The organism is Gibbsiella dentisursi, assembly GCF_039539505.1.
Taxonomy (GTDB): Bacteria; Pseudomonadota; Gammaproteobacteria; order Enterobacterales; family Enterobacteriaceae; genus Gibbsiella; species Gibbsiella quercinecans.
Genome location: NZ_BAABDG010000002.1, coordinates 617,806 through 631,695 on the forward strand (window position 1 = coordinate 617,806; position 13,890 = coordinate 631,695).

Consider the following 13,890-nt stretch of genomic DNA (forward strand, 5'->3'; position numbering starts at 1 on the left):
CCCCAACCCTCTCCCAAAGGGAGAGGGAGCAGATCGTGCCGGGTTTTGAAAAACGGCGACTAAAGCTCCTTATTCTCACCCTCCGGGGGAAGAATTTCTCCCAAAGGGAGAGGGAGCCGACGGTGCCGGGTTTTGAAAAACGGCGACTAAAGCTCCTTATTCTCACCCTCCGGGGGATGGATTTCTCCCAAAGGGAGAGGGAGCCGATCGTGCCGGGATTTGAAAAACGGCGACTAAAGCTCCTTATTCTCACCTTCAGGGGGAGGAATTTCTCCCAACGGGAGAGGGAGCCGACGGTGCTTTTTTCAGGCAAATAGCGACTTAGGCACCTTATTCTCATCCCCCAGCGAAGAGGGGGAATCAATAAATAAAAAACTCTTCATCCCAGCGAAGATAAATCGATGACAGGGTTTTTGCCCCCGGCGGGGGAACAATCAAAATTAAAGGAGATAATTGATGGAATTCGATTACATCATTATCGGCGCCGGTTCTGCCGGCAACGTATTGGCTACCCGATTAACCGAAGATGCAGACGTCAGCGTGCTGCTGCTTGAAGCCGGCGGCCCGGATTACCGTCTGGATTTCCGTACCCAAATGCCTGCTGCCTTGGCTTATCCGCTGCAGGGGCGCCGTTACAACTGGGCCTACGAAACCGATCCGGAACCGCACATGAACAACCGCCGTATGGAATGCGGCCGTGGCAAGGGGCTGGGCGGCTCCTCTTTGATCAACGGTATGTGCTATATCCGCGGCAACGCGATGGATTTCGATAACTGGGCCACAGCGCCGGGTTTGGAAGACTGGAGCTATCTGGACTGCCTGCCGTATTTCCGCAAGGCGGAAACCCGCGATATCGGGCCGAACGACTATCACGGCGGCGATGGCCCAGTGAGCGTGACCACGCCGAAAGCGGGCAATAACGAACTGTTCCATGCGATGGTGGAAGCCGGTGTGCAGGCTGGCTACCCGGCAACCACCGATCTCAACGGCTATCAGCAGGAAGGCTTCGGCCCGATGGATCGCACCGTTACGCCAAACGGCCGCCGCGCCAGCACCGCGCGTGGCTACCTGGATCAGGCGCGCGCCCGGCCGAATCTGACCATTATCACCCATGCGCTTACCGATCATATCGATTTCGACGGCAAGCGTGCGGTCGGTGTTAGCTACCTGAAAGGCGACGGCAATACGCTGCATCGCGCCCGTGCCCGCCGTGAAGTCTTGCTGTGCGCAGGCGCTATCGCCTCGCCGCAAATTCTGCAACGTTCCGGCGTTGGCCCGGCAGCATTGTTGAAAAACCTGGATATCAACGTGGTGCACGATCTGCCTGGCGTGGGGGAGAACCTGCAGGACCACCTGGAAATGTACCTGCAGTATGCCTGTACCAAACCCGTTTCGCTCTACCCGGCGTTGCAATGGTTTAACCAGCCGAAAATTGGCGCCGAATGGTTGTTCAAGGGAACCGGGATCGGCGCCAGCAATCAGTTTGAAGCCGGCGGCTTTATCCGCAGCCGGGAAGCGTTCGCCTGGCCGAACATCCAGTATCACTTCCTGCCGGTGGCGATCAACTATAACGGCAGCAATGCGGTGAAAGAACACGGTTTCCAGGCGCACGTTGGCTCCATGCGTTCGCCAAGCCGCGGCCGCGTGCAGGTGAAATCGAAAGACCCACGCCAGCACCCGAGCATCCTGTTCAACTATATGTCCACCGCGCAGGACTGGCAGGAGTTCCGCGATGCGATCCGTATCACGCGTGAAATCATGGCGCAGCCGGCACTGGCGCCTTACCGCGGCCGTGAAATCAGCCCGGGTGCGGATGTGCAAAGCGATGAAGAGCTGGATGCGTTTATCCGTGAACATGCGGAAACCGCCTTCCACCCATCCTGTTCATGCAAAATGGGCGAAGATGAGATGGCGGTCGTTGATGGCCAGGGCCGGGTGCACGGTATGGAAGGGCTACGCGTGGTGGATGCTTCCATTATGCCGCAAATCATCACCGGCAACCTGAACGCCACCACGATTATGATCGCCGAGAAAATTGCCGATCGTATTCGCCAGCGCGCACCACTGGCGCGCAGCACGGCGCCATACTATGTGGCAGGCGATGCGCCGGTGCGCATGAAATAAGCAACACGCCCGCTCGCCGAGGGGGAAGCCCGCTGTAGCAAGCACCCCTCTCCATTGGCTTTCCTCCAAGGCGAGGGGGCAATCACTGCTATTTTCCGGCGGTAAAGATCGCGTTCATATTTCGCAGGCGCAGTTTCTTCATCGCGCTGTATTTCTGCGAGAAAATCGTTTTGGGATGCGTGCCGCGTTTCTCGGCAATATGCGCCAGGCTATCCCCACGCAGCAGGTTAAAGATAACGTCGCTTTCCGCCGGGCTAAGCTCGCGGGTTTTTTGCACTTTAATGCAGGCGTGATCTTTGCTGTCCAGCAGTTGCTGAATTTTTTCCTGCATCGTCGCCAGTGGCACATGGGCTGGCAGCAATTCGACCGAAATACCCAGGATAGACAGCAGCCGAACTACGCGCTCATCATCATAAAACACCAGAATCCGCGTCTTGCTTCTGTATTGCTGATAGGCGGTGACCAGGCTTTCGATAACGTTGACGCTTTGCTCCAGGTTGCGCGAAGTAAAGATCAGCACGATATCATGCCGGATGATTTTCTCCGCTTTTGCGCCGTTGTGCAGAAAGTCGGAGAACAGCCGGAGGTTGTATTGATCCGAATGCTTTTTCAGTAATGACGAAAGACCGGTATAGCTGTACTTGCACTCGCTAATAACAAGAACATTGTTTTTAGACATAATGGAAAACGCCCATAATGAGTTAAAAGTATTCAGCTGTAAGAAACGAGCTTAAATCCTTTATATCGGATTCTTTCCACAGCTTTCCCTGCAGTGCGTGATAAGGCATCTCGTCCAACCACTTCTTGTGTTCGGCCGTTTCAACGCCTTCGATAATCACCCGATGTTGATTCAGTGAGAGATAACGGAGCAAAGAATGCATAAGTTCTTTACCCCCCGGTTTCTCCATAAAATCCCATAAAAGAAAACGATCAAGCTTAACGAAATTGAACTGGCTGTTATAAAGCGCTGAGAATCCGGCGTAACCGGAGCCAAAATCATCAAGCCAGAATGAATAACCATTTAATAGCGGATTGCCATGTAACCGGTTTTTTATCAACTGGGTGGAATGCTCACTGATCTCAAAGTGGATACAGTTAATCTTACTGATTCTTTCTGAAAAATGATCGTTCGCCAGCGAGCACAAAGAATGGTCATCAACGTTTAACGTGGCGATTACGCGGTTTTCTCTAAACCAACTCTGGTATTTTTCGATCAATGAAACCTGTTCAAGCAAGATCTCAATGCGTGTATCACTGTCCGCCTGTTGGAAGAACTTCTCTGGAGCTAAATGTGCAAAGTCACCGTTTTTGTGCAAACGAGACAGGCACTCAACGGCAACCAATCGGCCAGATTTCCCAAACATTGGCTGGAATACAAAATTAATATCGTTGTTTTTTTGATTAAAATAACAACTCATCTACCAGTCCTTTGGGTCTTTTTTAAAGTGATGATTTTCAACAATAAATAAATTTCAGTTTGCTTATTCATTGGTAAAAATCCTATTTAAACGGCCGTGTTGGGGAAAGATTGCCAATCCTCTGCAAAACGAGCATTTCCTCTCGGATGTCAATGGGGTTCAAAAACTGCGTGCTGAAAATAAGGCGTGCAAATGCCTAAATATCACGCATTTACGTGACGTAGTGCATTGTTTTTTTTCTCAAACACAGATTATTCTCATTCTGTTGAATCGTCAATATCGATCAATGGTGGTTTGTTGATAGTTTTTTTCTATCGTGTGGGGTGGTATGAATGTTTTAAACGATTTAACAGGAATAATACGTCTGGTCTATATTCCGTTCGGCAATGGATTCATCGGGCTTCATTCCTGACAAGGAGTAGCATCGCTGAATGTACCTCATCGTCGTATTAATTCATCGAGAGTCTAAATATGAAAATCTCTAAGCTGTCTGCTGTATTGGCATTGGCGGTAAGTGCCGCTACCGTTTCTTCTTTCTCTGCACAAGCTGCCGACGGTACTATTACTTTTAACGGTAAAGTCACCGATCAAACCTGTACTATCAGCACCCCAGGCGGTAAAGATTTTACCGTAACGCTGCCGACCGTTTCTTCCTCTACTTTGGCATCTCAGAGTGCAACTGCCGGCCGTACGCCATTCTCAATTAACCTGACTCAATGCTCTAAAGGCCAGGTAGCAACTTATTTTGAACCAGGCGCAACGGTAGATTTTAATACTGGCCGTTTGAATAACCAGGCACAGACTGATGCTGCAACCAACGTGCAAATTCAGCTATTGGGCAGCAACAACCAGTTCCTGCCAATTCTGGCTGCAGGTTCTAATGGTGCACAGGCTAATTCCCAGTGGGTTGCCGTGGCTAACGATGGCGATTCAGCTGACCTGAATTACTATGCTGAATACTATGCAACTGCCGCTGCTGGCGCAGGTGATGTTACTTCCAACGTTCAGTACACCATTATTTACCAGTAAGTAATATTCTTATTCTGGCGGGGAGTTTTCCCCGCCGTTTTTCCCTACAGCAGCGATAAATAGAATGAAAAGTTCATTGAAAAAATACAGTGTATTGCTGATGGCTATGTTTTTCAGCAGCAGCGTTTTTTCCAGCGTGATTATCAATGGCACACGTATTATTTATCCGGGAAAACAACGTGATGTCACCGTTCAATTATCAAACAACGGTGTTTCGCCCGCGTTAATTCAATCCTGGGTGGATGAAGGCGATGCGAAAACCACACCGGAAAACAGCAAAGCCCCTTTTATTGTCTCACCGCCAATCAGCCGTATTGAGCCTAACAGCGGCCAGGCGTTGAGATTGTCGCTGACGACGTCGGCGCTGGCGCAGGATAAAGAATCACTGTTCTGGCTGAATGTTTTGGAGATCCCGCCGGCACCGACTGGCGCGCATAACCAACAGGCGCCGGATAATTTTTTGCAGGTAGCGTTCAGAACCCGCATCAAATTGTTCTATCGCCCTGCAGGCCTGGCGGGCAGCGCCAATGACGCGCCGGAAAAATTGCAATGGCGCTATAGCGCTGCGGGCGTCAGCGTGAAAAACCCAACGCCTTATTATGTTTCCTTTACCGAAATCAATGCGGTGGTCAACCAGCGGAAAATCCCATTAGCGCCGCATGGCGATATGGTGGCGCCGGGGCAGGAAAAAACGCTGGCTTTTTCTGGTGATAGCGCGCGCATAGCGGATATCCAGTTCACCACCATCAACGATTACGGCGGCCGGGTGACTCGCAGTAAAAATAACCAGAAATAACCTTTGGAAGAGGCTTCAGGCCCCGGAGAACAGGCTGTCGGCGGGGGGAGCGTAATTTGGTAAAGGATTCATGGATATGAAAGAGTTACCTATCTCAGCCGCGATAAAATCGGCACTTTTTAGCTATAAATCCCTTTTTTGGCTGACGGGCGGCGTGGCTTTCCTGGCGTTGCCGGCGGTCGCGATGGCGGCAACGGAGCCCACGCAGGAAAACGCGCCGATCGAAGCCACTTTCAACAGTAATTTTTTAGTCGGCCAGGCACAGGGGGTCGATCTTACGCGCTTTCGCGACGGCAACCCGATTTTAGCCGGTAAATATTCGCTAGATGTGTATGTTAATGGCGAATGGAAGGGCAAAAAGAATATTGAGTTTAAAAATATTCCGGGGAAAAGCAGTGCGGATACCTGCTTTACCCTGTTGTCGCTCGATGAGTTTGGCATCGATAGCGCCAAGTTCGGCAGCGATGCCACAATAACGCCGGAAACCTGTAAACCACTCGGGCAGTGGGTGCCGGAAGCCAGCTATCGTTTGGACACCAGCACCTTGCGTATGGATGTCAGCGTGCCGCAGGTAGCGCTGCGCCGCAGCGCGCGCGGCTATGTGGATCCGCGCTTCTGGGATCGCGGTATTACCGCCGGTTTTCTGTCATACAATTTTAACACCTTCAACACCCACAGTTCGAATATGGGTGGCAAGACGGATACCAACAACGCGTATCTGACCATGAATGCCGGGTTTAATCTGGCTGGCTGGCAATTGCGCCATGATTCCAACGTCACCTGGCGCAGCGACGAAAGCTCGCATTTCCAGAACACGGCCACGTATGCCCAACGCGGCATTCCTGCGGTGCAGGGCATGTTGACCCTGGGGGATAGCTATACCAGCGGCGATTTCTTTGATTCGATCGGCTTTCGCGGCGCGCAGTTGGCGACGGATGACCGCATGTTGCCCGATTCGCTTAACGGCTATGCGCCGCTGGTGCGCGGCGTCGCGCAAACCAACGCCCTGGTGGAAATCCGCCAGAATAACCAGCTTATCTACCAAACCACCGTTGCGCCGGGCGAGTTCGTGATTAACGATCTTTACCCCACCGGCTATGGCGGCGATCTCAACGTCACGATCAATGAGGCCGATGGCAGCAAACGGCAATTCAGCGTGCCTTATGCCTCGGTGGCGCAAATGCTGCGCCCGGGGATTCAACGCTACGCCCTGACGGCGGGTAAGGTGCGCGATGAGAGCCTAAGCAAAGAGCCGGAAATGTTCCAGGCCACCTATCAACGGGGCTTTACCAATATTATCACCGGTTACACCGGCACCAGCATCAGCGACGGCTATAGTGCGTTTCTGGTCGGCAGCGCGGTAGCTACGCCGGTCGGGGCTTTTGCACTGGATGTGACCCAGGCCAACACCCGCCTGAAACAGGGCAATCAATCCGGCCAAAGCTTTAAGCTCAGCTACAGCAAGCTGATGACGGAAACCAATACCAACTTCACGATTGCGGCCTATCGCTACTCGACATCCGGCTATCTGTCGTTACGCGACGCGGTGTTTTCCCGTGATTATGAACGCAAAGGGTTGAGCATCGATGCCGTGAACCGCCAGCGCAGCGAGTACCAACTGACGTTGAACCAGGGCCTGGGTGACGGTCTTGGCTCCCTGTATATCACCGGTTCGGTGCGGGACTACTGGAACCACGGCGGCACCACCAAACAGTATCAGGTCGGTTACAACAACTATTACGGCCGCGTGACCTACGGCTTATCGGCGATGCGCACCACCGATGCCTATAACCGTAACGATACGCGCTATTACCTGACGCTTTCGATTCCGTTTACCGTCGGTTCGCAGTCGTTGAGCCTGAATAGTTCGCTGGGCTACAGCGATCGTGGTTATGACAGCAGCCGTGTCGGCATTAACGCCTCCACCGGCGAAGATAACAACATCAGCTACAGCGCGGCGTTGGCCAACGATCGCAACGGCGGCACCAATGGCAGCGTGAGTGGTGAATACCGTAGCCGTTTCTCAACGCTGAACGGCGCCTACAGCTACGGCAAAGATTATCGTCAGGCTTCGCTGGGCGCCTATGGCAGCATCATTGCCCACAGCGGTGGGGTTACCATGACGCCGCAGCGCGGCCAAACCATGGTGCTGATTGAAGCGCCGGATGCCGCCGGCGCGTCGGTGACCAACTCGCCTGGCGTGCGAATCGACGATCGCGGCTATGCGGTGGTGCCTTATGTTTCACCTTATCGGATGACCAACGTCACGCTGGATCCTAACGGCATGTCGCACAGCGTGGAGTTGGAAAGCAGTAGCCAGCAGGTGGCGCCTTATGCCGGCGCGATTGCCAAATTGTCGTTCAAAACCACCAAAGGGCAGGCGCTGATTATTCATGCGCAGGGGCCGGATGGTTCGTCGTTGCCGTTTGGCGCCGAAGTGCTGGATACCCGTAACCAGGTGGTGGGTATCGTGGGGCAGGGCAGCCGTATTTACCTGCGGACCGAAGCAAAACAAGGGCTGTTGCAGGTGAAATGGGGAACGCAGCCGACGCAGCAGTGCTCGGTGAATTATCGCGCCACGCTAAGCAACGGTACCGATTATGAAATTATTGAAGCGAGCTGCAAATGATGAAATCAATGCGTAACTTTGCGTTGAAAACGCAGAAAGCAAAACGCCTGGCGCTGGTCAGCTTGCTGATGTGCACCGGTCAGTCAGTGTACGCCAGTTGCACGTCGAACCTGACGAATTACCAAACGATTCAAATGAACGTCGGGCGAGTATTGGTCACGCCGGATAGCCAGGCCGGCGATATATTGGCGACGGCTCAATTTACGATTAATGGGGTTAACGGCGCCGGCACCTGCACGAACGGCGGGAGTGCGATTGGTCAAATATTGCAAGGGGCGCAGACCAACTATTCCAATGTCTGGAGCACGAATATTCCTGGCATCGGTATTCGTCTCTACCGTGAAGCAGGTTCGATCAGTACGTATTATCCACATACGTTGACCTTCTCTGGCAACCGAACGCTAAACCTGGCCGGGGGATATTTTAAGATTGATATTGTGAAAACCGCTGCCCAAACGGGAACCGGGCAATTAACCTCAGGGTTGTATACCCGTTACTATTTGAATGGTTCCGGGCCTTCCAGGCCGATACTGATGTCTGTTGTGAATGCCGACAGTTTCACCATCGTAACGTCATCTTGTAGCATCGATGCCGGCTCAAAGAACATCGCGGTCAATCTTGAGCCGGTGACCGCGGCATCATTTGGTGGCGTGGGCTCCACTCAAGGGGAGAAGAACTTCAACATCAATATCAACTGTGTTGGCGGCGTTGGCGAGGAGTTATTACCGGGAAGTACGGGGCAGGGACTAGTGAACGTCCGGTTTGATTATACTCAGGACGCCTCGAACGCGCCGGGGGTTATCAAATCAGAAACGGGCAGTGATGCCGCCTCTGGCGTCGCCGTTCAGCTTTTGAATGGGAACACATCGCAGCCGATTTCAAATGGTGAGGCGGTGAATGCCGGGCATACCATTTCCAACCAAGCGAACACCCTGACTCTGCCTTTACTCGCCCGTTATTATCGTACCGGCGCTACGATTAAAGGGGGGAATGTGAGATCGACGGCAACTTTCACCCTTGAATACAACTGATATTGCGTACTCAAACGCCGATGAAGGGCACTTTATCGGCGTTTGAAATTTATGCCGCAGAGCAGCCTTTCTTCATCCTCCCACTTTCTTTTCGGGCGGTGGGTATGATGGGGAACGATTCATTCATATCCCCTCGCTTCATTTTCTTATCGCGACTCGCTCATCACGTTAAGTTCTACACGCCGATTGAGTTGATGCAATACCAGCTCAACGGTTTCGACTTTTGATGAGTGTTCCACGTCCAGTTGCCGGTCGATCTGAGGGGGAAGGGTGTCCCCATTTACGCGCCAGCTCCGCCTTACGCGTGCCCATCCCTTGGTATCTGCATTAATGTGCGTGCCGTCACCGGGAGGCGAGGCGTGTTAACATAAAAAATGCGTGTATTGCCGTATTAATGAAACGAAGATGAAGGTTGTTCACATGCGGCATGGGGTGGATGGATGGCCATATCCTTGCCCTTTTTTGCGGGGACAATGTGGTTGGTAGCTTTCCTCCGGGCCTTTGGATGCGGTGCGCCGATAGGCTGCCGGGGTTTTGCCAAACTGCTTTTTAAACGCGCGCGAGAACGAGGGCTGGGAATCAAAATGGAATTGCAGCGCGATATCCAGGATCGGGCGTGGGGTTGAGCACAGCGCCATAGCCGCCCTGGCGAGGCGGCGTTCGCGAATATAGCTGCCCAGCGCATGGCCTGTCGTGCTGCGGAACATACGCTGCAAATGCCATTTGGAATAGCCGGATTTTGCCGCCACGTTATCTAATAACAGGGGGTGATCCAGATGATTTTCGATCCATTCCTGTAAATCATGAATGATGCTGGCGCGATCCATTATGTCGGTTCTCCTGCTGATGCGGCATCTGTTCGCCGCTGCTAAAGCTAATTATCCAAGATTGTTCTTTGATAATAGGCGTGCCAATAAAGTTGCGCAAGTGTTAACTGAATGGGATAAATCGTGAAATACGTGGCTGGCAGCGAAAAAAAAGGCCGCATTTAAGCGGCCTTGGTAGCGTGGCGCGGGGCTTAGTGAGCCGCCGTTGCTTCCTGCACCACAGCGGCCTGTTGTGCGGTTGCCGGCTGCGCGGTTTCTTGCGCGGCAGCCTGTTGCGGCGCTGCGGCTTCCGGCTTCACTTCAATGTAGTTCAGGCCCAGAACGCTGCTGGTATAGCGGCGGATCTCGTTGGTCATTGCCACATCGCCGTCCAATTTATGGCCATAGGACGGAATGATCTCTTTCAGCTTGCTCTGCCATTCTGGCGTCGCCACTTTGTCTTTGAACGTTTTTTCCAACAGGTGCAGCATGATCGGCGCCGCGGTTGATGCGCCCGGCGATGCGCCCAGCAGTGCGGCGATGGTGCCATCCTGCGAACTGACTACCTCGGTGCCGAATTGCAGCACGCCGCCCTTGGCATCATCTTTTTTGATGACCTGCACACGCTGCCCGGCGGTCCACAGGCTCCAGTCTTGCTGCTTGGCGTCCGGGAAGTACTCTTTCAATTCGGCGAAGCGATCGTCATCGTTCATCATCAACTGGCCGACCAGGTATTTCACCAGATCGAAGTTATCGATGCCCACATGGCTGATTGGCAGCAGGTTGGAGGTGTTCATCGAGCTTACCAGATCAAACAGCGAACCGTTTTTCAGGAATTTGCCGGAAAAGGTGGCGAACGGCCCGAACAGCAGCACGCGTTTGCCGTCCAGCATACGGGTGTCCAGATGCGGCACCGACATCGGCGGTGAGCCCACGCTGGCCAGGCCATACACTTTCGCCAGGTGCTGATTGGCGATTTCCGGGTTGCTGGTGACCAGGAACTGGCCGCCGACCGGGAAGCCGCCGTAGCCGTCGGCTTCCGGGATACCGGATTTTTGCAGCAGCTTGAGTGACGCGCCGCCGGCGCCGATAAACACGAACTTGGCGTTAACGGTGGTTTCTTTGCCGTCACGTTTCAGATCGGCAACAGTGACCGCCCAAGTGTTGTCCGGGTTGCGTTTGATATCGCGCACTTCATGGCTGAGGTTCAGCGAGAATTTCTTATCCTGCGTCAGCGCGCCCACGAGTTGGTGAGTGATCACGCCAAAGTTGACATCGGTACCGATAGGCATACGGGTTGCGGCGATTTTCTGTGCCGGATCGCGGCCATTCATCACCAGCGGCGCCCATTGCTTAATTTGTTCCGGATCTTCTGAATATTCCATACCGCGGAATAATGTGCTGTGTTGCAATGCGGTATAGCGTTTATGCAGATAATTAACGTTGTCTTCGCCCCAAACAAAGCTCATGTGCGGCACATTGTTAATAAAAGATTTCGGATCCTGCAGAACGTTATTTTTAACCTGATATGACCAGAACTGGCGGGATATTTCGAAAGACTCATTAACCACAACGGCTTTGCTGATATCAATTGAGCCGTCCGCTTTTTCCGGCGTGTAGTTCATTTCACTGAAAGCAGAATGGCCTGTACCTGCGTTATTCCAGCCGTTAGAGCTTTCTTCCGCCACGCCGTCCAGGCGTTCGTACATGTTGATGGTCCAATCCGGCTCCAGTTCCCGCAGGTAGGTGCCCAACGTTGCGCTCATGATACCGCCGCCGATCAGCACGACATCAACGGTTTTGTTCTCTTCTGCCATGGCGCGCTGGGCCATGGCAAACGGATTGAGGCAGAAGAACAGGACGAGTAATTTTCTCATTAAGCTAAATCTCTGTTGTGTAAATTCTACTCATGTGCAGGTGAAAGAATTTATCAGGATCACCCCGAAAATAAGCAAAACTGCTTGCCCGCTGAGGTTGCCGAAACAGCGTAATAATGCCTTTTGGTTAACAGGGTTTTTAACAAAAAGTGGACGATTACCGGCAATACCAAAGTGTTATTGTGCAGTTCACGTTTACTGGCTGGATATTATTGTTTGCAGGAATGTTAAAAACTACTTTTGTAACTAAAAAAACCAATATTATGATTAGCCTGCACCACGAACATGCAAAATAAGTGAAAAGTGGTTTATTACAGCTATAAATTATCGGGATATTAAATGCGCTTGTGGTTATTAATTAACCAGAGTGGATTCTATTTCCACTATATATATTTTGCCGTTCAGGCGAGGCGCTGGCCAGCCTGTGTGCTGACGCCTTTGAACCGCACAAAAATCAACCGAAACTTACCACGAAATCCGGGCGGCGTTATGGCATAATGCGCGTTAAATCACATTTTCCAATAAAAGAGCGAGCGTTGTGCTAAGTACCAACAACATCACTATGCAGTTTGGCAGTAAGCCGCTGTTTGAAAATATCTCCGTTAAGTTTGGCGGCGGTAACCGTTATGGCCTGATCGGCGCTAACGGCTGCGGTAAATCGACCTTTATGAAAATTCTGGGTGGCGATTTGGCGCCGTCTGCCGGCAACGTGTTCCTCGATCCGAACGAACGCTTGGGTAAACTGCGCCAGGATCAGTTCGCGTTTGAACAATACAGCGTGCTCGATACCGTGATCATGGGGCACACCGAGCTGTGGGCAGTAAAGGAAGAGCGCGATCGCATTTACAGCCTGGCTGAGATGAGCGAAGAAGACGGCTACAAAGTGGCCGATCTGGAAGTGCTATACGGTGAAATGGACGGTTACAGCGCCGAAGCGCGCGCCGGCGAACTGCTGCTTGGCGTGGGCATTCCGGTGGAACAGCACTATGGCCCAATGAGTGAAATCGCGCCGGGCTGGAAGCTGCGTGTGTTGCTGGCGCAGGCGCTGTTCTCCAATCCTGAAATCCTGCTGCTCGATGAACCGACCAACAACCTGGACATCGACACCATTCGCTGGCTGGAACAGGTGCTAAACGAACGCAACAGCACCATGATTATCATTTCGCACGACCGTCACTTCCTGAATATGGTGTGCACCCACATGGCGGATCTGGACTACGGCGAGCTGCGTATTTATCCGGGCAACTATGATGAATACATGACGGCGGCGACCCAGGCGCGTGAACGCCTGCTGGCGGATAACGCCAAGAAGAAAGCCCAGATTTCCGAGCTGCAGTCGTTTGTTAGCCGCTTTAGCGCCAATGCGTCTAAATCCAAGCAGGCGACCTCGCGCGCCCGCCAGATAGACAAGATCCAGTTGGAAGAGGTGAAGGCTTCCAGCCGTCAAAACCCATTCATTCGTTTCGAACAGGACAAAAAGCTGTTCCGCAACGCGCTGGAAGTGGAAGCGCTGAGCAAGGGTTTCGACAACGGGCCGCTGTTCAGCAAATTGAACCTGATGGTTGAAGTGGGTGAAAAGGTGGCGGTGCTCGGCACCAACGGTATCGGTAAATCCACCCTGTTGAAAACGCTGGTGGGGGATCTGCAACCGGACAGCGGGACGGTGAAATGGTCTGAAAATGCCAAGATTGGCTATTACGCGCAGGACCACGAATACGAGTTTGATGATGCCCTGACGGTTTTCGACTGGATGAGCCAGTGGAAACAGGAAAAAGACGACGAGCAGGCGGTGCGCAGTGTGTTGGGCCGTTTGTTATTCAGCCAGGATGACATCAAGAAGAAAGTGAAGGTGCTCTCGGGTGGGGAGAAGGGGCGCATGCTGTTTGGGAAGCTGATGATGCAGCGGCCGAACGTGCTGGTGATGGATGAGCCAACCAACCACCTGGATATGGAATCCATTGAATCGCTGAATATGGCGCTGGAAATGTATGAAGGGACGCTGATCTTCGTTTCGCACGACCGCGAGTTCGTCAGTTCATTGGCAACGCGGATTTGGGAAGTGACGCCGGCGAAGGTGATTGATTTCACCGGCAACTACGAAGACTATCTGCGTAGTCAGGGGATTGTGTAAGTTCTCCCTCACCCCAACCCTCTCCCAAAGGGAGAGGGAGCAGCCCGGC

The 13,890-nt window shown here is 52.7% G+C and carries 11 protein-coding genes; 7 read left to right on the forward strand and 4 right to left on the reverse strand.

All coding sequences use genetic code 11. From position 1 onward, the window contains the following. Positions 1 to 35: 35 nt before the first annotated feature. The gene (locus ABFX35_RS03310) at positions 36 to 317 is read left to right on the forward strand and encodes a hypothetical protein (RefSeq protein WP_346079143.1); all 282 of its coding nucleotides are present in this window, start codon (positions 36 to 38) and stop codon (positions 315 to 317) included. Between the two features lie 139 nt (positions 318 to 456). Then, entirely contained in the window at positions 457 to 2,124 is a 1,668-nt protein-coding gene (gene betA / locus ABFX35_RS03315) for a choline dehydrogenase (protein WP_346079145.1), read from the forward strand. Between the two features lie 88 nt (positions 2,125 to 2,212). Here betA and ABFX35_RS03320 read toward each other — a convergent pair whose 3' ends face one another. After that, entirely contained in the window at positions 2,213 to 2,803 is a 591-nt protein-coding gene (locus tag ABFX35_RS03320) for a LuxR family transcriptional regulator (RefSeq protein WP_279027833.1), read from the reverse strand. A 22-nt stretch (positions 2,804 to 2,825) separates the two neighbouring features. Then, positions 2,826 to 3,542: an EAL domain-containing protein gene (locus ABFX35_RS03325; RefSeq protein WP_279027834.1), complete on the reverse strand. Its 717-nt coding sequence runs from the start codon at positions 3,540 to 3,542 to the stop codon at positions 2,826 to 2,828. Positions 3,543 to 4,013: 471 nt separating this feature from the next. Between ABFX35_RS03325 and ABFX35_RS03330 the strand changes: the two genes are divergently transcribed. The 4 genes from ABFX35_RS03330 (at position 4,014) to ABFX35_RS03345 (ending at position 9,027) form a co-directional block, all read left to right on the forward strand. Next, the gene (locus ABFX35_RS03330; RefSeq protein WP_095845276.1) at positions 4,014 to 4,571 is read left to right on the forward strand and encodes a fimbrial protein; all 558 of its coding nucleotides are present in this window, start codon (positions 4,014 to 4,016) and stop codon (positions 4,569 to 4,571) included. A gap of 64 nt (positions 4,572 to 4,635) precedes the next feature. After that, positions 4,636 to 5,367 (forward strand): fimbrial biogenesis chaperone, encoded by a 732-nt coding sequence (locus ABFX35_RS03335; RefSeq protein ID WP_279027837.1) that lies wholly within the window; start codon positions 4,636 to 4,638, stop codon positions 5,365 to 5,367. A 76-nt stretch (positions 5,368 to 5,443) separates the two neighbouring features. Continuing rightward, positions 5,444 to 7,996 (forward strand): fimbria/pilus outer membrane usher protein, encoded by a 2,553-nt coding sequence (locus tag ABFX35_RS03340; RefSeq protein ID WP_279027838.1) that lies wholly within the window; start codon positions 5,444 to 5,446, stop codon positions 7,994 to 7,996. After that, positions 7,993 to 9,027 (forward strand): fimbrial protein, encoded by a 1,035-nt coding sequence (locus ABFX35_RS03345; RefSeq protein ID WP_279027839.1) that lies wholly within the window; start codon positions 7,993 to 7,995, stop codon positions 9,025 to 9,027. The genes ABFX35_RS03340 and ABFX35_RS03345 overlap by 4 nt, the downstream gene beginning before the upstream one ends. A gap of 416 nt (positions 9,028 to 9,443) precedes the next feature. Here the strand turns inward: ABFX35_RS03345 and ABFX35_RS03350 are convergent, their stop codons facing one another. Together ABFX35_RS03350 and mqo are read right to left on the reverse strand one after the other, a co-directional pair. After that, positions 9,444 to 9,854, reverse strand: a complete 411-nt coding sequence (locus ABFX35_RS03350; RefSeq protein WP_230479044.1) for a helix-turn-helix domain-containing protein — start codon at positions 9,852 to 9,854, stop codon at positions 9,444 to 9,446. 191 nt (positions 9,855 to 10,045) lie between these two features. Then, complete coding sequence (mqo, locus tag ABFX35_RS03355; protein ID WP_346079149.1) at positions 10,046 to 11,710, reverse strand: malate dehydrogenase (quinone); 1,665 nt, start codon at positions 11,708 to 11,710, stop codon at positions 10,046 to 10,048. 538 nt (positions 11,711 to 12,248) lie between these two features. Between mqo and ABFX35_RS03360 the strand changes: the two genes are divergently transcribed. Beyond that, on the forward strand, positions 12,249 to 13,841 hold the full coding sequence (locus tag ABFX35_RS03360) for an ABC-F family ATPase (RefSeq protein WP_346079150.1): 1,593 nt from the start codon (positions 12,249 to 12,251) through the stop codon (positions 13,839 to 13,841). The last annotated feature ends 49 nt before the right edge of the window (positions 13,842 to 13,890 follow it).